The sequence below is a fragment of the Paenibacillus sp. plas6 genome (genome assembly GCF_057221655.1).
Genome location: NZ_CM170151.1, coordinates 3624227 through 3649394, shown reverse-complemented (window position 1 = coordinate 3649394; position 25168 = coordinate 3624227). Strand labels below are relative to the sequence as shown.

Sequence of the window (25168 nt, the reverse complement as noted above, 5' to 3'; positions counted from 1 at the left end):
GCTCTCTTTGTAGTTCAAGCATATTCGTACTTAAGAAGTTTATTAAGCAAGGTGCTTAATGATTTCGTCAGCGAACTCAGAACATTTAACTTCAGTTGCGCCTTCCATTAGACGAGCAAAATCGTAAGTAACTGTTTTGTTATTAATTGCAGTTTCCATACCGTTGTAAATTAGGTTAGCAGCTTCTTGCCAGCCAAGATGCTCAAGCAACATTACGCCAGAAAGAATAACAGAACCAGGGTTAACAACGTCTTTATCTGCATATTTAGGAGCTGTACCATGCGTAGCTTCAAAAATTGCATGTCCAGTCAAGTAGTTGATGTTTGCACCTGGAGCGATACCGATACCACCAACTTGTGCAGCTAGTGCATCGGATAGGTAGTCACCATTTAAGTTAAGTGTTGCGATAACATCAAAATCAGTTGGACGAGTCAATACTTGTTGCAATGCGATGTCAGCAATTGCATCTTTAATAATAATTTTGCCTGCTTTAATTGCTTCGTCTTGAGCTTTGTTAGCAGCTTCTACGCCTTCAGCTTCTTTAATGCGATCGTATTGACCCCAAGTAAATGTTTTATCTGCAAATTCTTGCTCTGCTACTTCGTAGCCCCAGTTTTTAAATGCGCCTTCTGTAAACTTCATAATGTTACCTTTATGAACAAGTGTTACAGATTTTCTGCCATGTTTGATAGCATATTCGATAGCTGCACGTACTAAACGTTTAGAGCCTTCAGAAGAAACTGGTTTAATACCGATACCAGAAGTTTCTGGGAAGCGAATTTTGTTAACGCCCATTTCTTTTTGAAGGAATTCGATTACTTTCTTAACAGCTTCAGTACCTGATTGATACTCAATACCAGCATAAATGTCCTCAGTGTTTTCACGGAAAATAACCATATCTACAAGATCAGGACGTTTTACTGGAGAAGGTACTCCTTTAAAGTAACGTACAGGACGCAAGCAAGTATATAGGTCTAGCTCTTGACGAAGAGCAACGTTTAGTGAACGAATACCACCGCCGATTGGAGTAGTAAGAGGTCCTTTAATTGCAACGATATATTCACGAATTGCAGTTAAAGTGTCATTAGGAAGCCATTCGCCAAATGTGTTGAATGCTTTTTCACCAGCAAACACTTCGTACCAAGCAATTTTTTTCTCACCGTTATATGCTTTCTCAACTGCAGCATCTAGTACACGTTTTGATGCTTTCCAAATATCACGACCAGTTCCATCGCCCTCGATAAATGGAATAATCGGTTGATTAGGAACTTGTAGTTTCCCGTTATCAATAGTAATTTTTTCACCTTCAGTTGGCATTGCATATTTTTCAAATAGTGACATGTAAAAAAATCCTCCTTATATTAACAAAAATGTAACAAACATTTTAAACAATGTGTAATCGCTTAACGTTCTTCAAGTGGAATATATTTTGCTTGAACAGGTCCAATATACTCTGCACGCGGACGAATTAAACGATTATTTTCATATTGCTCTAGAATATGAGCAGTCCAACCAACTACACGGCTAATTGCAAAAAGCGGCGTAAATAAATCACGCGGAATTTTTAAAGCAGTGTACACAGAAGCGGAGTAGAAGTCAACATTAGGCTTTAATCCTTTGCGACTTGTAACAAGCTCCTCAATAAGTGTGGACATTTCATATAGTTCTAGATTGCCTTTCAGCTTGCTAAGCTCGTAGGACATTTTTTGCAAATGCTTGGCGCGAGGATCACCGTTTTTATATACGCGATGACCAAAGCCCATAATTTTCACTTTATTTGCTAAAGCATTATCTATATAAGCAGTTACATTATCCTTAGAGCCAATCTCCTCAAGCATAATCATAACAGCTTCATTTGCGCCGCCATGAAGTGGTCCTTTCAAGGCACCGATGGCAGACGTCACACCAGAATATATGTCAGATAAAGTCGCTACTGTTACTCGAGCTGCAAACGTTGATGCATTCAGCTCATGATCAGCATGTAACACTAGTGCTTGATCTAAAGCTTTGACAGCAACAGGTTCAGGTTCTTCCCCAGTAAGCATATATAAGAAATTATGTGCGATTGAAACGCCTTTTTTCGGTGCAATAGGCTCTAAACCTTGGCGAATGCGAGAAAATGCTGCAACAACAGTTGGAAGCTGGGCATGCAATTTAATCGCTTTCAGTTGGTTCGCTTCAGGAGATGAATCACCACTAAGTGGATCATAAAGAGAAAGGCAAGATACTGCTGTACGAAGCGCAGCCATTGAATTAGTATCTTTAGGAAATAGTTTGATAGCTTCAATAACTTCACTAGGAAGCGCAGCATACTGATCAATCTTCTGTTGCAAATCCGCAAGCTCTGCACGGTTAGGTAACTTTCCATACCATAATAAATAAGCAACTTCTTCAAATGAAGCTTTCTCAGCAAGCTCATCAATGTTAATCCCACGGTATGTTAAAACTCCATCAATAATGGAACTGATAGAGGATTGCGCTGCTACAATACCTTCAAGACCTTTTGTTGCCGTCATCGTTCCCTCTCCTTTTTTATTAAAATTTTAATATCAATATAAAAAGACTTATCTAAACTCATCCAAATTCAATGATATAGGATTTTGTCAAAAAAGTGAACATAAGCAAAGATAGAAATGCTTTATCGCCTTCATTGATAAAATGTATCAGCAAAGATAGCTCGTTTATTATAGCATAAATTAACATATAGAAAAAAGAAATGTCGCTTTTCGCTGTAAAAAGTTAAAAAGTTTCGAAAAATTATGATAAACTATTGAACAAGATTACATACTGGAGGAATAAAATGTCTCAACGATATGGCATTATTGATATCGGCTCGAACTCAATTCGTCTTGTTATCTATGAAAAAACGGAGCATGGCGCCTATCGAGTCGTAGACGGTAGCAAGCGCTCAGCCCGCTTAAGCAGCAAAATAAATGAACGTGGCGAATTAAGCCCGGAAGGAATCCAAGCATTAATTGAAACGCTGTCTATCTTTCAATTGCTCGCTAAGCAATACCAGCTTGATGCTCTCGTTCCTATTGCAACAGCTGCGATACGCAATGCTACGAATCAGGAAGAAATACTTCAACAAGTAGAATTGCATACTTCGTTGAAGATTCGTATTTTAACAGGACAAGAAGAGGCTGAATACGGCTTTTTGGGCATGATTAATTCCTTATCCGTACAAAATGGATTTTTACTTGATATAGGCGGTGGCTCCTCCGAGCTAACGCTATTTTTAGATCGTAAAATCGTGCATAGCTTCTCCTTTTCATTTGGCTGTGTCAATCTAAATAAAAAGTATGACAGTAAGCAAGGATTAACGAATGAAGCATTCAATGAGTTAAAGCAAGAAATATTAAAGTCACTGTCTGAGCATGAATGGATTTCGCGCTTTCCACATCTTCCGTTAATTGCGGTAGGAGGAACAGCCCGTGCACTTGGAAAAATACATCAAGCCTCAATCGATTATCCATTTGCGCAAACACATAACTATCCGCTGACAAATGAAAATGTACAAATGCTGTTCGAGGAGCTTCGCGGATTGCCTCAAGATAAACGAAAAAAAGTGCCAGGACTAAGCAAGGATCGTGTTGATGTCATTGTTCCTGGTCTTGCCATTATGACAACCGTTTTTCAATATATTCAAGCTACCCATTATTTAATTTGCGGAGCTGGATTGCGTGACGGGGTATTCCATAAGCTATTTTTCCCCGAGCAGCCGCAGCATGACAATCCATTAGCTTATAGTGTTGAAAACATATTATCACTTCATACTGTTGTGCCAAGAGCTCATATCGACCATATTACTAGACTAGTTAATGAGCTGCTTAATTTTTTAGTTGAGGATAATCAAGGCAAGGAGCTTTTTGCTCTTTATCTCAATACAGCTGCTAAACTATATCGAATAGGAGCGACTATAGAATACTATAATTTCGCTCAACATACGTTCTACCTTATTATCCATTCTCATTTGAATGGCTTAACGCATAAAGAAATATTGCTAGTTGCGGCAATTGCATCATTTCGCAGCAAAAGTAAAGCAAAGGCTGAACTTAAGCACTATACTCAGCTTATTACGAGCTATGAGTTAGAAATCGTTTATCGCTTAGGCAGCTTGCTCCAGCTCGCCGTAGCACTCGATCGCAGTGAAACGCAAAGCATTAAGCAATTGCAGCTTAACAAAAGCGATGGGCAGTTGCTGATTACAGTAACAGATGCTCATACTGATTTAGAGCTTGAAGTTCATAAAGTAGAGGAACTGGCTAATGATTTCAAAAAGCAATGGGGATTAAAGCCAGTGCTGCAACTACAGCTTGCGAAGTAAAAAACGGGAGTAAAGTAAGTCAACTTGCGCAGAGCTTGCTTTGCTCCCTTTATTAAAGGCTTAGCTAATTACTGACGGTTCATACGTGCCTGTTCAATAGCTTTATCTATTTCCGCAAGAGTTTTTTCCAAATCACCATTCATTAAATATTGATTAACCTCTTCTAATATTTTGACTTGTAAAGTTTCTGTTGAAACCGTATGAGGCCAATAGAGCTTCGTTTGCTCATTCGTAATGACGTCAGCAATTTTGGCGACAATCTCATTTTCTATTTGAGCTTCTTTTAATGAAGAAACAGCTAATGAGCGATCTGCAATTTTTTGCAGCGTTTGCTTACTGTTCATAAATTTCACGAATTTCTCTGCTTCCTCTGGGTATTCCGTTTTCGAATGAATTACTCGATAGCCACCGACATTTAGATTAGGAATCGTTTGCTGCTCGCCTGGAACGAGCATAAATCCGATTTTCATATCTGGATTTTGATTCAAAAAACTAATAATATTCCAAGTCCCTGTAATAATCATTGCTGCTTTTTCTTGAAAAATTAAACTTTTCGCCTGCTCATTTTTTAATTTAAACCAATCCTTAGGCACAAATTCCTTTTCGATCAGTTCACGCTGTTTTTGAATAGAATCTATAAAAATAGGATCACGAATTGAAATTATTCCGTTCTCCAGCTTTCTCGTCCAAGTCTCATCTGCTCCATTATTTGTCATCATCGAGCCCCAGAAAAATTGCGAAGTGTCCCATTCTCCATCAATGGCAATTGGAATAATTCCCTGCTCTTTTATCGTATTACAAAGATGAATAAATTCTTCCCACGTCTTAGGTATGTTCCAGCCATATTTTTCAAACATCGCTTCATTAAATAATAAGCCGTCTGTATGCATTACTTCAGGCACAGCGTAAACTTTGCCATTGCGAGTCACAGGCTCCAATGTTTGCGGCAAAAAGTTTGATAAAAATTCCGTGTCACTATAGCTTAAATAAATATTAGGATCAAGATTCCTTAATTCTTCAAATAAACTAGGTGACCATAGATCAAAGACGTCAATCTGCTCACCGCCAAGCAATTTTATTTTCACTTGATTTGTATAATGCGTATTTTGAATAAATTCATTCTTAATTCGAACCCCAGGATTTTGCTCTTCAAATTCACTTATGATATCCCTATAAATAGAACCAGCCTGAGCATCATTTAATAAGTAGCTTACATAAGTAAGCGTTACTGAATCCTGTTCAAGGCTTTCTACTGGCTCATTTTGTAAGTTGTTGCTGCATCCGATTAGTAATATGAGAACCAATATAGAAAATGTGCAGTTCAATCTTTTCATCATAGTGAATTCCCCTTTATTTCAGCTTGTCTATATCATAACATGGCAAAGGGCAGCGCATACATATGAATTAAATAAAGAGCGTATATCGCATATACGCTCTTTATTACGACTGCAGCTGCATCTTTCCTTGCGATAATCAAGCTTACAGTTTACCGCCAGAAGTAGCAATCCCTTGAATAAATTGTTTTTGAAAGATTAAATAAATGATAAGCATTGGCAAAATAGCAATTACTGCAGCTGCCATTAATTCAGGATAATTAACAGAGTATGCACTTTGAATTCTTGCCAAAGCTGAAGATAAAGTCGATGCCTCTGCATTCGTATTGACAATCATTGGCCACATCAGATCTTTAAAGGCAAACAATGCTGTGAAGATACCTAATGCCACTGCCCCGGAGCGTGCCAACGGCAGCATAACAAACAAGAAGGTTTGACCGATATTGCAGCCATCCAATTTTGCCGCTTCTTCAAGTTCTTTCGGCAACCCTATAAAGAATTGGCGCAATAAGAAAGTACCAAATGCACTGACGAGTCCTGGGAAAACTAGGGCAAATATCGTATTTCTCATTCCCATCGCATCTATCATTAAATATTGCGGAATGATGAAAATTTGCGTCGGCACCATCATTTGGAACAATACAAGACCAAAGCCAATATTTTTTCCTGGGAAATTCAGTCTGGCAAAGGCATAAGCTGCCATTGTACTAAATAATGCCGCAGCTGCTACCCTGAAAAGCATCATCATTATTGTGTTGAAATATAGGATCACAAAGTCGTTCTGCTCAAACACCTTCATATAGTTTTCATAGCGCCACACCGTTGGAAAAAATACAAATGGATTCATTGATGTTGATTCTGAGACACTTTTGAACGAGGTTAATACCATCCATAAAAAGGGCAGGATCATAAGAGCCGCACCAATGATTAGAATAACATGTACTATGAGCTTATTCCGTAGCTTGCTTTCTCGCATCGTTTCTCCCCCTTTACATATAGTTAACCCATTTTTTCTGTGTCTTAGTTTGAATCACAGTAATGATCATAATAATTAATAATAGAAGCATAACAATTGCCGAACCGTAACCGCGATCCATATACTTAAAGGAATTATTATAGAACAAATATACTAAGGAAACGGTACGTTCATAAGCTGGATTAGATACATCGATCATCATATAAATAACGTCAAATACTTGCAAAGCTTGAATGATTGAGGTTACTAATACGAAGAACAAAGTTGGTGTTACTAATGGCACAGTGATTACAAAAAACTGACGGATTTTGTTCGCTCCATCAATCGCCGCAGCTTCATAATAGTCATGCGGAATCTCCTGCAAGCCTGCTAAAAATAGAACCATATTATATCCAATAACACTCCATATCCCAATAATTGCAATTGAAATTAAAGCAATGTTAGGATTTACCGTCCACTCCACTTTATCAAAGCCTAGTTTTTGCAAAATAACGTTAATTAAGCCGAAGTTTGAATTATATAGCCATCTCCATACCATTGTTACTGCAGCTGGCGCAGCAATCATCGGAATAAAATAAATGGTACGATAGATTGATTTCCCTTTTATATTTCCATTTAGCATTACTGCTACTACAAGTGAGATAACAATACTGATTGGCACAACCATAACTGCATAAAGCAACGTATTGCCAACAGCGTACCAAACTTGTTGATCGTTAAATAAACGTACATAGTTATCGAATCCTACGAATATATTTCCTTTGCCGAAATCACCTGATTTAAAAAAGCTTAAATACAATGTTTGAAAGATAGGTATGATGTTTAAGATAATTAATCCTGCGATAGTTGGCAAAATTAAAAACCAACCCCAGAACCATTCATTTAGCGTCGCCTTGGAGAATTTCGTGTTAACTCTTTTGCTCATCGTTTTCATCTCCTATAAAGTCGAGGTGATTTGCTTAAATGTAAACCACCTCGACTGTAATCTAGCTTTAACTATTTTTCAGTGCTCAGGCTTTCATTCATTACTTTAGCTGCATCTAGCGCAACTTCTTCCACCGTTTTCGCGCCTGTGAACGCATGTTTCAAAGCTTCTTTCGTTTTATCTTCCCAAACTACAGTTGTATTAGAATAAGGACGAATTACTGCATAATCAACCATATCGATAAATGCTTTAACATTAAAGTTTGTATTAGATGACACCCATAAATCATCAGAGCCTTTATATGCTGAGATTGCAATACCTAGCTCAGCTTGACGATCTTGACCTTTTTTGGAGCTTAAATACTCTACAAACTTCCATGCTTCTTCAGGATATTTAGTGTTATGAGCAATTGCATGACCTAAACCATTAAAGATTGACGCTTGTTTTTCTTTTTTAGGTAATACTGCTACATCGAAGTTTTCTTTCATAAAGTCACTTTCATTAAAGCCTGACAATTGCCAAGAACCGAAAATCCCCATAGCTGCTAATCCATTTTTAATTGAATCTACTGCTTCACCATCGCTATAAATTTCTGGAGATAATCCTTCTCTTACAAAATTAATATAATATTCCAATGCTTCAATCGTTTTTGGATCGTCATATCCTGAACGTTTATCATCTGTAATGATTGTTCCGCCATTTTGATAAACGAAGTTATAGTAGCCTTCTTGGTTAGATAAAGGTGTTAATATACCGTAAACTCCGTCTTTAGTAAGCGTTTTCGCAGCATTGTATAAATCATCCCAAGTCCAAGTTTCGTCAGGATAGCTCAAGTTTGCTTCATCAAATAATTTTTTGTTATACCAAAGACCGATTGTGTCATAGTCTTTCGGAATCGCAAATTGTTTACCGTCAAATTGATAAAGGTTTACAAGTCCTTCTGGAAACTTATCCATTTCAACCATCTCGCTGTTAGCAGCAAGCTCAGTCACATCATAAAGTAAACCATTTGATGCATAGCGATAGATTTCATTCGAATGCATCCAGAACACATCAGGTAAGGAGCCGCCAGTTGCACTTGCTTCAAGCATTGTCCAATAATCGCCCCACCCTGACACTGAAATATTAATTTTAATGTTAGGGTTTTCTGCTTCAAATTCATCAGCAATGACGCGCAGGCCTTTTGCTTGATTGGAATCCCACAATGCATAGTTCAGTGTAACTTGCTTGTCGCTGCCGGAGCTGTTGCCTGAATTTTGAGCATTGCTGCTACTTGTATTGCTGTTTCCGGAATTGCCAGAGCAACCAGTAATAACTACTAACAGTGCCAATACAAGTGTCCACATCGAAAATAATTTCTTTTTCATTTTCCATGCCCCCTAAAAAGATTTGTGTTACATTTTTATCTTAAACATTATAGGAGCCTTAGAAAATTAACTAACTTTACGAAACATATTGTTTTTTTTACCGCTTTCAAAACAGAAAAGACGCGCATCAAATGAACTGCTCCCTGTCAAGTAGACAGTAGAAATAACAAAAATCGTAATGTCTGGACTCCGTTAATTACGGGGTCCATTTTTATGCTGCATTTTCAAGCTGCTGACGGTAGGTCATCGGAGGCAGCTTGTTTAACCTTTTCTGTCTACGCTTGTAATTGTAAAAGTGTATGTAGTCCTCAATTGCCTTAGCAAGGCTTTCGTAATTCTCAAAATGTCCGTTCAGGTAGTACATCTCACATTTGAGGATGCCCCAGAACCCTTCCATTGGGCCGTTATCGATACAACGACCTACACGCGACATGCTCTGCGCCATCCCCGCCTTGTCTAATCTGGCTTTAAATTGTTTGCTGGTATACTGAAATCCCCTGTCGCTATGAAAGATGGGGCGTGCATCAGGGTATCTGGATACGGCTAAGTCAAAGGTGTCGAATACTAGTCGGTTATTATTGCTCTTGCCCATGGCAAAGGAGATAATGCTGTTATCCTTCAGATCGAGAATCGCACTTAAATACAATTTTTCGTTATTGCCATACTTGAATTCTGTGACATCAGCTAACCATTTCTCATTTAGTTTCTCAGCCGTAAAGTCTCGATTCAATATGTTTTCTGCCGTAACCTCTGGTGTGAAACGCTGGTAATGTGGACGCTTTCTCCGGATCACCGCTTTGATGCCAGCTAGCTGAGTCAGGCGGTAAATTCGCTTGTAGTTGTACTGGGTCTCGTACCTTGCGTTCAGTTCATCTGTCAGTCGCCTATATCCATATATCCCATAAACTTCTGCGTAGATAGCCCCAAGCTTGTGGAGCAAGTCTTCATTCTCTCGCTCCCGAGCACTTTTTTCGCGGCGTAGCCATTTGTAGTAGGATGATCTGTTTAAGTCCAGGAACTCGCAAATCTTTGCGATCGGATATCCTTCTTGTTCATGAAGCTCTTTTACAACTAGGTAAAGCTTTTCCTGGCGTACTCCGCTTAGTACCGCCTCCTTTCGATTTCCTGAAGCTTTTTTAAGATCGCATTCTCCATTTCCTTTCGTTCGATTTCGGCTCTAAGCATTTTATTCTCTGCCTGTAACCGTTCGACTTCACTCATTTCGTCTAGCGTTTTACGTTTCCCCCGCCTGTCAATGAGTCCATCTACACCTCGTTCTTCGTATTTACGTACCCAGCTATAAATCTGTTGATAGGATACGTTGTACTTCTCCATGGTTAAGCCATAGTCTTTGCCTTTAGCTAAGCAGAAGCTTACCATTTCGATTCGCTCGTCCAATGTGGTAGCTCGTCCCTTGGTCATATAGAACCCTCTCCCTTGGCTTTTTTCCCATCGATCTATATGACCATTATTATACAACGTGATCCAGTTGCGAAGCTGTGTTCTACTACGGATTTTAAATTTCTTGCAAATCTCCTCCAGACTTCCTTCTCCACGAAGATATGCTTGGACCGCTGCGGTTTTCAACCCTGCAATATATCGTTTGTTTGTATTCGTAGTGAGAAGTCCTGATGGACCCATGGATTCATAATTCGCGATCCACTGCCGAAAAGTAGTTTTCCCGATTCCGTATTCACGTGCAATACTTCGTAGACTTCCTTGTCCACGGAGATATTTTTCTACTGCCTCTAATTTTAGTTCATAGCTAATTCCTTTTCCTTTTCTACTCATAGAAAACTCCCCTCAAAAGTAGTCCTGATTTTTGTTATTTCAGGTGTCTACTTTGAGGGGAGCATATCAAAATTTGCACGTCTTTTCATTACTTTTTCTATTCTTATTTTTACTTTAGCCCTTTTTTGTTCATTTCAAGGAATGATTAAAGACATTGCACTCTAAATTCCTCAGGTGAAAAGCCTGTAACTTTTTTAAACAGCTTACTGAAATAAGCAGTATTTTGATAGCCGCATTGTGCCGAAATATCATAGATTTTTAAGTTACTATTGCGCAGCAGCTTCTGTGCATGATCAATTCTAATCTTCGTTAAGGCATTAACGAACGTATCTCCCGTTTCCTGCTTAAAAACTCGGCTTAAGTAAGAGGGATTAACATTTAGCTCCTTTGCCACCGATTGCAGCGATATATCATTGTGAAACTGCGCCTGTAATATTTTTTTAGCTTGCTCACTATAGCTCGTTGCTTCCACCATTTTTGACTTATTATACTCTTGAAGCAACTCCAAATATTGAACTACCATTTGATGAATTGAGCTCAATTTATCAGCATTCAAAAGCTGTTCATACGGGGATAAATCACCTTCCTGAACATCTGGCAGCATCGGGAAGCAAGAAGTAATTAAGCTAAACAATGACAAATAGACTTTTCGCACGCCCTGTTCAGAAACGTTTTCGGTTATCAGCGACTGACGAATGTCCTCTAGCAAGTCATAAGCTTTTTCGTCTCTTAGCTCAATACATTCACGTAGCTTAGAAAGCCACTCATTGCTGAGGGAGTAGCTTTCTAGACGCGGTGTTTTTCCTTTATCCGTTTCACAGTTGACATAAATAATTGTCGAATCATCCGTAAAGAAATGCTCTTCCAGCGCATCTTCGATTTTCTGATATGCGCAGCGAATATCAAATAACTTTTCAATAATTGGGCTAACCGTAATTCCTAGATCTATTTTTAGAAACTCTTTAATGGTTAATTTTACTTTGCGAAAAATAGAATCAAGCTGCTTTACATTATCAAATAATTCCATACTCAGCAAGCAGAAATAATGTGCCGAATTTTGAATCACAATTTCTCGTTTATACTTGCGTGGGATAACTTCCTCTAAAATATTAACAATGGAATAACGGAGTAACTTTTCATCCTGTTCAACATACTTTTGCCGAATATGATGAAATTGATTAATACTAAACTTTACTAAACACATTGGTCCATCGATGACCTGAAACTGTACCTGCTTAGCACGATTAATGATTTCTGATTCATGAACAAAGCCGCTTAACAGTTCCTTGAAGAAGTTTTCCTTTAAATATCCAATACTCTCATAAAAATGACCGTTTAACAGCTTCGTATTGGACTGACTTTGCTGCAACATTTTTTTATTTTTAACTTTTTCTAAAGCCTCAAATAATTGATCATGCTTTAGATCACTTTTAATTAAATAATCAAGTGCTCCTAAGCGAATTGCTTCCTTGGCATATTTAAATTCATCCATACAGCTTAATATGATAAACATGCAATTTGGATGGGTTTGTTGCGCTTTGCGGATTAAGTTCAACCCATCAACAATTGGCATAACAATATCCGTAATGACCAGATCAGGATTATATTTATCGATCAGTTGCAGCGCTTCCTCACCATTTGTTGCTTCGGCTACTATTTTAAATCCATGCTCTTCCCAATCAATCATCGACTTTAGTCCAATTCTCATTAATAGCTCATCATCAACAATAATTACGCTAATCATACGTCTATCACCTGTTTTTTGGAATAATGATCGTAAATTGACTGCCTTTTCCTAGCTCACTTTTAAAGCTTAAGCCATAACGATGCCCATAGTAATGTTGAATACGAGAGTGTACATTTTTTACGCCTATATGATCATCAGAGGTTTGAACACTCATTAATTTCTCTTCTAATCGTTGGGCAGTAATTTCATCCATACCGCGACCGTTATCCGCTATTGTAATTTGCACATCTCCTTTTTCATTTTCGCTAACTTTAATTTCTATGAATCCCTCGTAGTCAACATCTGCTAAGCCATGAAAGATAGCATTTTCCACCATCGGCTGCAGGACGAGCTTAGGAATTAATACATCTAATAACTGTTCATTTACATCATAATAGACATCAAATTTATTAAAATATCTTACCTTTTGAATCGCTAAATAGTTGTCGATGGACTTTAACTCATCCTCCAACCTAACAAGCGGACTGCTCGTTTGTGATGAATAACGTAACAGACCAATTAATGCCTCTGTCATTTCCACAATTTTGTCCGAACGCTGCATAGAGGCAATCCACTTTACTGAATTTAATGTGTTATATAAAAAATGAGGATTAATTTGTGCCTGTAATGCTCTAATTTCCGCCTCTTTCTTTTCTTGCTCCTCCTGATAAATGCGCTCAACAAGCTGCTTTAGCTCGCTTGACATCTGTTCAAATCGAAGGGCAAGAATACCGATTTCATCATTGGAGTTCACTTTCGCTAAATTATCAAACTTACCTTTTTCAACAAGAACGATATTGCTCATTAAACGCTTAATTGGTCTAGTAATAATCGACGTAAGATATACTGAGCTTATAATTGAAAATAAAAGTAAACCGATTGCAAGAATTATTGCATTTTTAATAAACCATTTACCTTCAAGCACCATTTCATCGACCGGCATATAAATAAAGCTTGTCCAATTTAACGATTCTAACGGAGTACTAACAATAATTTGCTGTTTTCCATCAATATGAATTATTGTATTTTGATTCTTGCTATGGACAAATTCATCATCTAACGGCAATAAATCATTAATTGGCTGCTTAATCCATTGAGTTTGGTTTGCATATACAATCTGTTGATTATTATCAACAATGGTATAAGTAAGCGCATTCGCTTTATTTACTGAGTTATTTAAGCGATGAATAAAATCGATATCGATGCTAATAACCATTACTCCTAAAAGCTTGCCATTATTCATATCGAAAATTTTTCGCAGATGGAGAATTGCCCAATGATTTTCTTCTTTAATTTGCTTATCAATTAAGCTAGAAGTATTTCTCATTATATCATCCGATGCTAAAAACTGCTGAAACCACGCTTCATCACGCGGATTGTAATCATAGTTAATCGTATTTTTTGTGCTATTCAGCAAATCATTTCCGCCATTTAAATTGTATACATAAATAGAGAAAATATCATTTTTAAGTCGAATATAATTCAGCAGCAATTGAATAGCTTGATTTTCATTCTGCTTCGTATCATTTAATAAATAATTATGCACTGGTGAAATTCCTTGATCTACCACTGAAATATAACTATTTATTCCATAACTTGTAACTAGAGAAATCTTTTTCGTTTCCTCTAAAAATTCCTCCACTCTCATATTTAATTGAGCGGATAGCTCTTGCAGCAGCTCTGTATATTTTCTTTCCAACAATTGCTGTGAAGAATAAAAGGAATTAAAAAACATAATAACTAGAGGAATAATTACTAGAACAAGCATTAACAATAGCAGCTTCGTTTTGATGCTAATCATTTTTTTGCGCCTTATCACAGCAATCCTTCACCTCCACTGTAAATATGACTATACTCTGTTCTCTCTATAAAAGTAAAGGGCTGTGACAGAATTAAAAGATAAAATAAATACAAAAAAGGCTGTTATGATCATTGTTTTTCGGATCATAACAACCCTAACCTGCTTGAATCGCTTATCATTTGTTCGTTATTAAAGCATGACTGACTTGACTGTATTTCCAGCGTTCAACCTTTTGTGCCTCAAATTGACTGCGGAAGCCACTACTTTGATTTTTAACATCTTTTAGATATTCATACTGCCCATTAACTTTAAGCACCCTAGCCTTCACCGTATCTGCTAAGCTTAAATTTAGTAAGCCGATTAAAATTCCTTTTAGCCTATTATCAAATACTGGGCATAACAGTTCCACACGTTTTTCTAAATTTCGTGTCATCCAATCAGCACTAGATAAATAGACTTCCTCATTGCCATCGTTCCAAAAATAAACGATGCGAGAATGCTCTAAATACCGGTCAACTATGCTAATCACTTTTATATTTTCACTTAAGCCGGGAACTCCTGGTCTTAACGAACAAACTCCTCGAACAATTAATTGAATTTGCACTCCAGCCTGCGAAGCTTTATATAACTTATCGATCATCTCTTGATTAGATAAGCTATTCACTTTGGCGATAATTTTAGCCTGTTTTCCTGCACGCGCATACTCAATTTCACGTTCAATTAGTTCCAGCAGCTTGTTCTTCAAACCCGATGGCGCTACCGCTAAAGCTTCCCAATTACGTGGCGCAGAATAGCCTGTAATTTCATTAAATAACGTTGACGTATCCGCTCCGATAATATCATTACTTGTCATTAGCCCAATATCTGTATACAGCTTAGCTGTATTTTCATTATAGTTTCCAGTTCCAACATGCACATATCGCTTTAAGCCGTTTTTTTCACGTCTTACAACCAGCAGCAGCTTGGCATGGATTTTTAAACCTACTAAGCCATAGACAACATGACAGCCAGCTTTTTCTAAGCGCTTCGCCCAAGCAATATTATTTTCTTCGTCAAAGCGCGCCTTTAGCTCGACAATGACTGTTACCTGCTTGCCCGCAGCGGCAGCAAATTCCAACGCTTTTACTAATTGCGACTGTCCGCTAACGCGATATAGCGTCATTTTTATGGCCAGTACATTCGGATCTTGAGCAGCCTCCCATACAAATTCATTTACCGGCTCAAACGATTCATATGGATGGTAGAGCAGCACGTCCCGCTCTGCAATAACATCCATTATATCTTTATCTTGATCAAACTCCTTCGGGTAATGAGGGTCAAATTTTTTATAGCGCAGTTGCTCATGACCAATAACCTCATTTGACAACTTAATTAAAAATCTTAAATCAAGCGGACCATCTATCATAAACAACCCATCATCAATTTCAAGCTCTTCCTTAAGGATCTGCAATGCATACGGATCAATATCTTCTTCCACCTCTAAGCGGACTGGCGCTCCCCATTTTCTCCGACGCAGCTCTTTTTCAATTTCCTCTAATAAATCTTCAGCGCCTTCTTCATCAATCGATAAATCCGAATTGCGCGTTAAACGAAACGGACTAACGGAATATACCTTATAGCCAGCAAATAAGGTGTCAATAAAAGCAGTAATAATATCTTCAAGCAATATAAATTCCTGCTTTTTGCGATTACTGCGACCAGGTACTGGTACACAGCGCGGCAATATAGAAGGAATTTGGATAATCGCAAATAACGGCTCATCTTCCTGATCATCACCTTCCTTACCAAGCGTTACCGCAAGATAAAGCTCCAGCGTATGTACATGTGGAAATGGTCGACTTTGATCGACTGCCATTGGTGTTATGACCGGGAAGACAATTTCGTTATAATACTCCTCCATCGCTCGTTGTGCTGTAGCTGTTAGATCAGAAAATTGTTTTATTACAATATCTTCCTTTTGCAAGCATTTAATAACCTCACGATAAGTGCGATATTGTTCAGTTACCATATCTTTCGTGCGCTTTAACAACCTCTTCCATAAGCCAGCTGGAGAATATCCTGTAAAATCTGTTTTCGAGAGCCCTGCACGAATTTGATCGTGAATGCCAGCTACTCGAACGCTCATAAATTCATCTAAATTACTTGAGACAATTCCTAAAAATTTAGCGCGTTCAAGTAAAGGATTTTCCTCATCCTGTGCCTCCTGGAGCACTCTGCGATTAAATTCAACCCAACTTAAATCCCGATTTATATATGGTGATATCGTCTTCGACATACGTTTTCCCCCTATGCAGCAGTCGTTAAAAAGACTGGTGCATGTAACTGTTAAACTATACTCGAATAATTAAAAGCGAATCATGAATCTGCCACTGTTCATTGCTGCTTCTATCCACTTAAGAATAATGCCTTCAAATATACGACGCGTATAAGGTATAAGCAGTAATATCCCGATAATATCAGAGAAAAAACCAGGGATAACGAGTAATAAACCGCCGACTAGCACACAGACGCCATTCACTAAAGATCGACCTGGAATTTGTCCCCGCTCCATTTGCATTCTCGCTTGTGCTAATACTTTTCTTGCTTCTGAAATTGCGGCAAATGCACCAATACAACTAAGTAAAATAATGAGCGAGAACGTATTCCATCCTCCTATCCAGTCACCGACCAGTAAAATCCCCCAAATTTCAAGTAGCGGGTATAAAATAATGATTGCAGGCAGCCATTTTTTCATGTGTTTCACACCTTTCTTTGCCCTCCTGGCATGCTCAGAATAAACTGAAATAAGGCATTATTCGAGCTAGACAGGCTGGCTTTACGGTTTGGTTCATTATATTATTATTGCTCGTTATCATTCCAAGTCATTTCATTTCTGAATTACTTAGTATTTCCATTAACTCTGGATAAACTTTCCCAAGTCTTGTCGGACGGAAGTCTTGATTTACCCAAACATGCTTCGTTCCACCGTATACAAGCAACTCGCCAGGTAATTGCTCCACAGCATCATATTGTGTTGTAACAAAATGCTCCGCTGTTACACGTCTAACCTGTGATTCAAATTCCATCCGCAATTGTGAAAACTCCTTCATTCTCGTACATATAATCACTGTATCGTCGTATTTTGCAGGCAGCACATAGCTTACTTCGAGATCGATAACAGGTAAGAGCAACCCTTTTTGCTCAATATCTGAATAGGTAATGCCAAAATTTCTTATCCATTCAGTACGTCCAATTTCGAACCAGGTTACATAATTTCCGTGAAAAACAACTCCCATTTGATCGGTTTCTTGGTATCTTACGCGAATCGGATGAACGTACCACTTATTATTCATATTAACTCTCCTTTTTTGCTTCTTATTACGATTATAATCAAGTTGCTTATGGCTGTGCAATGTTGGGAGCTTTGCCCAACCTCCTCAAAATGCTCCACATTCAGCGCTTCGCCCTACCTTCTCAAAAATGCTCCACATTCCTTACGGAATAAGTCGATTTTTGAGGAGGTTGGGCTTCGCTGGTGTTATTATGGGAGTTGCAGCACGGGAGATTTTTTAGCACTCGCTTCGTTGCTTCTACCTATTTCAGCGCTTCGCCCTCCTACTCAAAAATGCTCCGCATTCCTTACGGAATAAGTCGATTTTTGAGAAGGTTGGGCTTCGCTGGAGTTATAGGAGTTGCAGCACTGGAGATTTTTTAGTACTCGCTTCGTTGCTTCTACCTATCTCAGCGCTTCGCCCTCCTACTCAAAAATGCTCCGCATTCCTTGCGGAATAAGTCGATTTTTGAGGAGGTTGGGCTTCGCTGGTGGGGCCTTGATGCAAAAAAACAAGCAGTGCATTGGCTTTATTGCCTTGCACTGCTTGGTCACTTATTAGCGGGATCTGGTTACTTGCGGTTAAATGCCTCCATAATGGCGATATAATCACTGTCTGTCGCTAGTTTAGCTATAAAGTTATCCCAATCGTTTAGTGTGTATTCTCCTTTGATGACTTTTATTTTAACTTCTGTCATTTGCTCATCCAGTATAGTTTTTTGTTCCAGCTGTTCACGAGTAAGTTTGTAATGCAATTCGGCCTCAAGCAATGGTTTTGTAGCAATTTCGCTGCGCGCTTTTTCTATGCTGGCAAAGGAGGCTTTGGTTTGATTGTCTGCTTCTGTCAACTCTATTGTCGGTGAACCAACAAGCTCTTTAGCTACAGCTCGTTGCTTCACATCAGCATTGCTATCGTTCGCAAGCGCGTATAATGCGTCTAACACTTCTAATGATGCAGCTGTATTTGTTTCATTCGAATTTCTACTAATATAATAAATTCCGTTGTAAGGTAAGCTTGTTGCTGTTACCTTTTTAGCAGTTGCACTATGCTGCAAGGCGACTAAAGGTGAGACTTTTAAGTCGAATGTTGTTAAACGTGCAGCATCAGCAAACGTCATTGCTGCAACTCCTGCTTTGCCTTCCTTGTATACGTTTAATGCTTCATCCTTTGAATGGGTAGTAAAGGAAGGATCAAGTAAACCTTCAGCATATGCCTTTTGCAACCAACTTAAAGCATCCCGAGTTCCTTTTTGCAATGCTAAATCAACAATTTTATCTCCCTGTCGTTCATAGCGAGATGGTGTTTCATTAAAGACATGCTCAACCCAAGCTAAAGATCCTAAATCCTCAGTACCGATGTAACCTGTTAATCCATAAGTATCTTTTTTATTGATAGCATCAGGAGCATATTGAGCAAATTGCTGTAAAACAATATATAGTTCATCCATCGTTGTTGGCTGAGCTAAGCCCAATGCATCTAACCATGCTTGATTTAAAACTGGAAAAATGCCATCAACATTTGATGCTAGCTTTGGCACACCATAAACACCATTGAATGCTCGCTTTAACTGCTCTATACTTTGCTCAGGAAGCTTACTTAACATTGGATACTTTGATAGCTCACTTTCTAAATTCTTCGTAATCGCTTGGAATAACTGAGGCTGATATATGTAAGGATTAGGCATATAAGCCAAATCAATTCTTTCTCCTGCAGCGATCATCAGGTTTAATTTGTCCTGATAGTTCGTATTTGGTACAAAAATCAAATCAATATTAACGTTATGGTCTTGTTCAAACTGTCCTGTAAACTTTTCAAATTGCTCTTGCAACTCTTGCTCCCCATCTGTCTGCTGAAATGGAAGTGTAATACTAATCTTTATTGGCTCAATATGTTCAATGGTTACTGCTCGATTGCGTGAATCCCATTTTACAACGGCTTTATCTAATTCAGCAATAAAGCGTAACGGGATAAATAGTTGATTTTGCACAATCACGGCTGGCGAAGGAAGCTGTGTCCCAACACCGTTAACAGTCGCTTGCTGCTGACCGACTTGCAAAATCAGCTCTCTGCCTTGCTTATATGCAAGTAGCTGTTCCTTTTGCTCATCCCAATAGACCTTATATCCAAGTAGTTCTAACAATGTTTTTGCAGGAGCCATTGTTACACCCCTCTGGATAAAAGGAGTCGGTTCGAACTCAATCAGCTCGCCATTAAAAATCACTTGCGTTTGCTGAGCAATCTTGGTACTAGCTGCTGAACTAGGTAACGCATAGAGTGAAGAAGAAAGAACAAAAACTATTCCTAATGTCATTATTCGAGATTTCCACTTTTTCATATCAAAACCCCTCGCAAAATTTACATAATATTCTAATCTTTTATGATTATACCAAAAGTTTTGTTCTTTTTTGATAACGTACAATTAAGTTCGCAAATATAAAAAAGGAAAAGTCATCGGTACCTCCGAATTGGTAAGTGTCGAGCAAACCAGAAGGAGAGATAACCGATGACCTACCCTCATTTTAATGGAAACTTAGAACAAATGCTATTGCAATTTATGTCGGAGCAGGACCCGATGTTATCGATGCTACAATGGCTATGTGAGCAACTCATGGAAGCAGAAGTTACAGCGAAAGTACAAGCTCAAAAATCTGAGCGCACAGATAGCAGAGAGGCTTACCGATCAGGCTACCGTGTGCGTCGTTTTGACACGCGTATGGGTACGATGTATCTCTTTGTTCCGAAGTTGCGGAAAGGAGGCTATGTGCCGTTCTTTGTCACAGAGAAATCACGTTCAGAAACCGCCTTGCTTCAAGTGATTCAGGAAGCCTATATTCAAGGCGTATCCACGCGCAAGATCAAGAAGCTTGCAAGCTCATTAGGCATTGAATCCATTTCAGCTAGTCAAGTCTCTCATATTACCAAAGAGCTCAACGAGCAAGTAGAAGCCTTCCGCAACCGTCAATTAGCCGACACATATCCTGTGCTGTGGGTCGATGCCTTGTATGAGAAAATTCGTGATGGGCATCGTGTCGTAAACATGGCTGTGCAGGTTGTCATCGGCATGGATCTAGAAGGTAAACGTGAGATCTTAGCGATTGAACCGATGCTGGAAGAGTCCGAAGCGACCTACAAAACGCTCTTTGAAGGACTAAAAGCTAGAGGGCTACAAGACGTTTGGCTTGTCGTAAGTGATGCTCACAAGGGGCTCTCTAAAGCCATTCGTGAGTCATTCCTTGGTTGTTCTTGGCAACGTTGTAAAGTTCATATGATGCGCAATGTCTTAGCGCATATTCCAAGTCGTGACAAAGAGAGATTTGCTGCTAGACTAAAACAAATCTGGTTACAACCTGATTACCAAACTGCTTTATCTTACGCTGAGCATCTCATGGATACGGAGGAAAAACAGTATCCTGCTGCGATTCAAACGTTAGAGGAAGGACTTGAGGATACCCTGCAATTCTTCCACTTTGAAGAAATGGACAGTCGTAAAATATCCTCTACCAACCTACTTGAACGCTTAAACAAAGAGATACGAAGACGTACGCGTGTGGTTGGTGTATTTCCCAACCAGGATTCCTACATTCGCTTAGTAACAAGCTATCTCATTGAGTACAGTGAGGAATGGTCCAGTGGACGTTCCTACATTCATCCTAAGATTATTCAACAGATTCAAGAAAAACGATTGCTTGCTGCATAAACCCATTTGAGGTACTGATGCTTTTTGCGAACTATATTTGACACTAACTCTTTTTTCCAGCACTTAATAGATTTATCATTAAGATTCCTTTCTTCTATGATTCTATGAGTCTAGTTGGTCCATGGCATGTATGTGTCACTGCAACAATCTGAGAACTAAAAAAGCGACGGTATTTAGCACCGTCGCTTTATGCTTTGAAGCTCTATAGTTAATGTATTAATTATAGTACTTTAGATTGTCCAGAGTAAATATAACCTGTTTCAGCGTAAATGGTTACTTCCATACCATCTTTAAGAATTTCAGTTGCATTTGCAACGCCTAAAATAACAGGAATACCAAGGTTAATACCGCACACTGCAGCATGGCTAGTAATACCGCCTTGTTCAGTAATAACGGCAGCCGCAAGTTCAAAAGCAGGCATCATTTCTTTATCAGTAGCCACTGTTACAAGAATATCGCCTTCTTTTACTTTTGCATTTGCTTCCTCAGCAGTACGTGCAATTACGATTTTACCAGTAACGTTTTGACTACCAACACCTTGACCAGTTGCCAGCAACTCACCAATATGATGAATTTTCATCAAGTTTGTTGTACCAGCTCGTCCAACAGGGACACCTGCTGTAATGACAACTGTATCACCAAGAGATAGCCAGCCTGTGTTCAGACCTTCTTGCACTGCGACTTCAAACATTTCATCTGTTGTTTTCGCTTCAGGTCCCTTCACTGGGAATACTCCCCAGCAAAGTGCTAAGCTGCGCATTACTTGATCTACTGGAGTAACTGCGATAATTGGAGCTTTTGGACGGTATTTAGAAACTACACGCGCCGTAAATCCACTATGAGTAGATGTTACAATTGCCTTTGCATTCAAATCAAGCGCTGCATTAGCTACCGCTTGGCTAATCGCTTCAGTTACAGAATTTTGTTGAGCGCTAGCTTGTTTAATGAAAATATCACGATATTCAAGCGCTTCTTCTGCACGTTGTGCGATACGAGACATTGTTTCAACTGACTCAACTGGATATTTACCAGCAGCAGTTTCACCAGATAGCATAATTGCATCTGTACCATCAAAAATCGCATTGGCTACGTCGCTCGCTTCTGCACGAGTTGGACGTGGATTACGTTGCATGGAATCAAGCATTTGTGTAGCTGTAATAACTGGTTTTCCAGCTAGGTTACATTTTTTAATCATTAATTTTTGCACTAGTGGCACTTCTTCTGCAGGAATCTCTACGCCAAGGTCACCACGTGCAACCATTAAGCCGTCAGAAACTTCTAGAATTTCATCTAAGTTATCTACGCCTTCTTGGTTTTCAATTTTAGAAATAATTTGAATATGTGTAGCGTTGTGCTTTTCAAGAAGCTCACGAATCTCAAGAACGTCACTTGCTTTACGCACAAATGAAGCAGCAATATAATCGATACCTTGTTCGATACCAAAAATAATATCATTACGGTCTTTCTCAGTAATACCTGGCAAAGAAATTTTAACGCCTGGTACGTTTACACCTTTTTTACCTTTAATCGGACCACTGTTAATAATACGACAATGAATCTCTGTACCTTCGATGCTTTCAACCTTCAAGCCTATTAAACCATCATCGATTAGTACTGTTGAACCAACTGATAAATCATTAGGAAGATTACTGTACGTTACAGGAATTCGGTTGCGATCACCAAGAATATCTTCTGTTGTAAGTGTAATGGCTTCCCCTTGAACAAGCTCAATTGGTTCTTCCTTTAGCTTGCCAAGACGAATTTCTGGACCTTTTGTATCAAGCAAAATTGCTACTGATGTGCCAAGCTCCTTATTCGCCGCTTTAATATTTTTAATTCGATTGCCTTGCTCCTCATAGTCACCGTGAGAAAAATTCAAACGAGCTACGTTCATTCCAGCTTTAATAAGCTTTTTCGTATTCTCTAACGATTCACTAGATGGTCCAATTGTACAAACGATTTTAGTTTTACGCATGATAGGTTCCTCCGTTTAATGCCTGAAATTCATAACTATAACACAATCTATAATTTTATCGTTTTTAGCAATTCAATGCAACAGAAAACTACGTTATTCTATAGCTTGACCAGCTTCTGCTTCTGCCATACGAAAATGACCAATTTTTCTAAATTTTTGATAGCGGTCCTCAATTAGCTGCTCAGGCGTCATTTTCATTAATTCAGCCAGATGTCTTGCAATAGCTTGCTTAATAGATTCTGCTTGTTCAGCTTGATTTCGGTGAGCACCACCTTGCGGCTCGGGAATAATTTCCTCAATAATATCCAATTCCATCAAATCCTGTGCTGTAATTTTCATCGCTTCAGCAGCTTCATCTGCACGCGAAGCATCCTTCCAAAGAATCGATGCTGCACCATTTGGCGATATTACGGAATAAATTGCATTTTCCAGCATTAAGACGCGGTTACCGACGCCCAACGCAAGAGCACCGCCGCTACCTCCTTCGCCGATTACAACACAAATAATTGGCACACCAAAGCCTGCCATTTCGCGCAAATTGCGCGCAATCGCTTCAGACTGTCCGCGCTCTTCCGCAGTATTACCAGGATAAGCGCCTTTCGTATCAATAAACGTAATAATTGGTCGTTTAAATTTGTTTGCCTGTTGCATCAAACGCAGCGCTTTACGGAAGCCCTCCGGGTGAGGACTACCGAAGAAACGAGCGATATTATCGCGCATATCTTTCCCGCGCTGATGACCGATTACGGTTACAGGAATACCGTTGAATTTGGCAAGTCCACCGACGATCGCCAAATCATCAGCAAACAAGCGATCACCGTGCAATTCTATAAAATCAGTAAAAATTTCATTAATAAAATCTAACGAGGTAGGACGCTGATGGTGTCGAGCTAGCTGCATTTTTTGGGCAGCAGTCAGATCGCGATACATGCTATTCTCTAATTCTTTACAGCGTTCCTCAAGTCTCGCAATCTCCTCTGAAAAGTCAAGACCTTTTCCATCACTTAAGCTTTTAAGCTCTTTAATTTTGTTACGAAGCTCATTCAGCGGTTTTTCAAATGGTAGCTCACTCATTCGAAGCAACCTCCTTTACGACATGCATATCTAGCAGCTTCGTAAGCATTGTACGCATGTCCTTACGATGGACAACTTTATCAAGCTGACCGTGCTGTAAATTGAATTCTGCTGTTTGGAAATTGTCCGGAAGCTTTTGACGAATCGTTTGTTCGATTACGATACGACCGGCAAAGCCTATTAATGCGCCTGGTTCAGCAAGATTATAATCTCCTAAGCTAGCAAAACTTGCAGAAACACCGCCAGTTGTCGGATCTGTAAATACCGAAATAAATAGGCCGCCATCACCTTGAAACTTAGCTAAGGCTGCACTTGTTTTTGCCATCTGCATTAAGCTAAGTATACTTTCTTGCATTCTCGCACCGCCTGAAGTGGAGAAAATAATGAGTGGCAACTTTTTTTGATGCGCAGCTTCTATTGCACGCGTAATTTTTTCACCGGCTACAGAACCTAAACTTCCAGTAAAGAAGTCAAAGCTCATTACTGCGATAATGACAGGAAATCCACCAATTGTTCCTTCACCTGTAACTACTGAATCATAAAGCTTAGATTTCGCTTTTTGCTGCTCAAGCTTAGCTTTATAACCAGGAAAATTCAAAGGATCGACGGATTCCATCGTTTTATCATATTCTACAAAACTGCCGTCATCTAGAGTCATAGCGATTCGCTCACGCGCGTTTAAACGACCATGATAGCCGCACGAAGAGCAAACCTTTAAGTTCTTTTCTAGTTCTTTACTATATTGAATATTTCCGCATTTGCTGCATTTGTTCATTAATCCTTCTGGAACTTCACGCTTTGGACGCTCCGTTGGAATCGTGGCATATTTTTTCTTAGAAAAAAGATCTTTTATTTGCACGTTTT

18 protein-coding genes and 1 pseudogene are annotated in these 25168 nt (G+C 38.9%); 2 read left to right on the top strand and 17 right to left on the bottom strand.

What is annotated here, in order from left to right:
* Positions 1 to 42: 42 nt before the first annotated feature.
* Together icd and AC2TDL_RS16015 are read right to left on the bottom strand one after the other, a co-directional pair.
* Positions 43 to 1341 (bottom strand): NADP-dependent isocitrate dehydrogenase, encoded by a 1299-nt coding sequence (gene icd / locus AC2TDL_RS16020; RefSeq protein WP_484697068.1) that lies wholly within the window; start codon positions 1339 to 1341, stop codon positions 43 to 45.
* 62 nt (positions 1342 to 1403) lie between these two features.
* Entirely contained in the window at positions 1404 to 2516 is a 1113-nt protein-coding gene (locus tag AC2TDL_RS16015; RefSeq protein ID WP_484697067.1) for a citrate/2-methylcitrate synthase, read from the bottom strand.
* Positions 2517 to 2800: 284 nt separating this feature from the next.
* Here AC2TDL_RS16015 and AC2TDL_RS16010 point away from each other — a divergent pair, with 284 nt between their 5' ends.
* The gene (locus AC2TDL_RS16010; RefSeq protein ID WP_484697066.1) at positions 2801 to 4327 is read left to right on the top strand and encodes a Ppx/GppA phosphatase family protein; all 1527 of its coding nucleotides are present in this window, start codon (positions 2801 to 2803) and stop codon (positions 4325 to 4327) included.
* A 68-nt stretch (positions 4328 to 4395) separates the two neighbouring features.
* Here AC2TDL_RS16010 and AC2TDL_RS16005 read toward each other — a convergent pair whose 3' ends face one another.
* From AC2TDL_RS16005 to AC2TDL_RS15950, 12 genes and pseudogenes are all read right to left on the bottom strand, one after another.
* The gene (locus tag AC2TDL_RS16005; RefSeq protein WP_484697065.1) at positions 4396 to 5664 is read right to left on the bottom strand and encodes an ABC transporter substrate-binding protein; all 1269 of its coding nucleotides are present in this window, start codon (positions 5662 to 5664) and stop codon (positions 4396 to 4398) included.
* A gap of 142 nt (positions 5665 to 5806) precedes the next feature.
* Positions 5807 to 6637 (bottom strand): carbohydrate ABC transporter permease, encoded by an 831-nt coding sequence (locus AC2TDL_RS16000; protein ID WP_484697064.1) that lies wholly within the window; start codon positions 6635 to 6637, stop codon positions 5807 to 5809.
* A gap of 13 nt (positions 6638 to 6650) precedes the next feature.
* Complete coding sequence (locus AC2TDL_RS15995; protein ID WP_484697063.1) at positions 6651 to 7562, bottom strand: carbohydrate ABC transporter permease; 912 nt, start codon at positions 7560 to 7562, stop codon at positions 6651 to 6653.
* Between the two features lie 71 nt (positions 7563 to 7633).
* On the bottom strand, positions 7634 to 8929 hold the full coding sequence (locus AC2TDL_RS15990; protein WP_484697062.1) for an ABC transporter substrate-binding protein: 1296 nt from the start codon (positions 8927 to 8929) through the stop codon (positions 7634 to 7636).
* Between the two features lie 211 nt (positions 8930 to 9140).
* Positions 9141 to 10010 (bottom strand): annotated as a pseudogene (locus tag AC2TDL_RS15985) (IS3 family transposase); the annotation flags it as partial.
* Between the two features lie 20 nt (positions 10011 to 10030).
* Positions 10031 to 10720: a helix-turn-helix domain-containing protein gene (locus AC2TDL_RS15980; protein WP_484696083.1), complete on the bottom strand. Its 690-nt coding sequence runs from the start codon at positions 10718 to 10720 to the stop codon at positions 10031 to 10033.
* 145 nt (positions 10721 to 10865) lie between these two features.
* Positions 10866 to 12464, bottom strand: coding sequence for a response regulator transcription factor (locus tag AC2TDL_RS15975; protein ID WP_484697061.1), 1599 nt, complete (start codon positions 12462 to 12464; stop codon positions 10866 to 10868).
* A 7-nt stretch (positions 12465 to 12471) separates the two neighbouring features.
* On the bottom strand, positions 12472 to 14265 hold the full coding sequence (locus AC2TDL_RS15970) for a histidine kinase (RefSeq protein ID WP_484697060.1): 1794 nt from the start codon (positions 14263 to 14265) through the stop codon (positions 12472 to 12474).
* Positions 14266 to 14422: 157 nt separating this feature from the next.
* Positions 14423 to 16522 carry an RNA degradosome polyphosphate kinase gene (locus AC2TDL_RS15965; protein WP_484697059.1) on the bottom strand — a complete coding sequence of 700 codons (2100 nt, stop codon included), beginning with the start codon at positions 16520 to 16522 and terminating at the stop codon, positions 14423 to 14425.
* A gap of 69 nt (positions 16523 to 16591) precedes the next feature.
* Positions 16592 to 16981, bottom strand: a complete 390-nt coding sequence (locus tag AC2TDL_RS15960; protein WP_484697058.1) for an FxsA family protein — start codon at positions 16979 to 16981, stop codon at positions 16592 to 16594.
* A 127-nt stretch (positions 16982 to 17108) separates the two neighbouring features.
* On the bottom strand, positions 17109 to 17579 hold the full coding sequence (locus tag AC2TDL_RS15955) for an acyl-CoA thioesterase (protein ID WP_484697057.1): 471 nt from the start codon (positions 17577 to 17579) through the stop codon (positions 17109 to 17111).
* Positions 17580 to 18129: 550 nt separating this feature from the next.
* Positions 18130 to 19893 (bottom strand): extracellular solute-binding protein, encoded by a 1764-nt coding sequence (locus tag AC2TDL_RS15950; RefSeq protein WP_484697056.1) that lies wholly within the window; start codon positions 19891 to 19893, stop codon positions 18130 to 18132.
* A gap of 168 nt (positions 19894 to 20061) precedes the next feature.
* On the opposite strand from AC2TDL_RS15950, the gene AC2TDL_RS15945 reads away from it, so the two are divergent.
* Positions 20062 to 21255 (top strand): IS256 family transposase, encoded by a 1194-nt coding sequence (locus tag AC2TDL_RS15945; protein ID WP_484696305.1) that lies wholly within the window; start codon positions 20062 to 20064, stop codon positions 21253 to 21255.
* 220 nt (positions 21256 to 21475) lie between these two features.
* Here the strand turns inward: AC2TDL_RS15945 and pyk are convergent, their stop codons facing one another.
* From pyk to accD, 3 genes are all read right to left on the bottom strand, one after another.
* Positions 21476 to 23230: a pyruvate kinase gene (pyk, locus tag AC2TDL_RS15940; protein ID WP_484697055.1), complete on the bottom strand. Its 1755-nt coding sequence runs from the start codon at positions 23228 to 23230 to the stop codon at positions 21476 to 21478.
* 93 nt (positions 23231 to 23323) lie between these two features.
* Entirely contained in the window at positions 23324 to 24304 is a 981-nt protein-coding gene (locus tag AC2TDL_RS15935; protein ID WP_484697054.1) for an acetyl-CoA carboxylase carboxyltransferase subunit alpha, read from the bottom strand.
* Positions 24297 to 25163 (bottom strand): acetyl-CoA carboxylase, carboxyltransferase subunit beta, encoded by an 867-nt coding sequence (gene accD / locus AC2TDL_RS15930; protein WP_484697053.1) that lies wholly within the window; start codon positions 25161 to 25163, stop codon positions 24297 to 24299. Before accD ends, AC2TDL_RS15935 begins: the two co-directional genes overlap by 8 nt.
* Between the last annotated feature and the right edge of the window lie 5 nt (positions 25164 to 25168).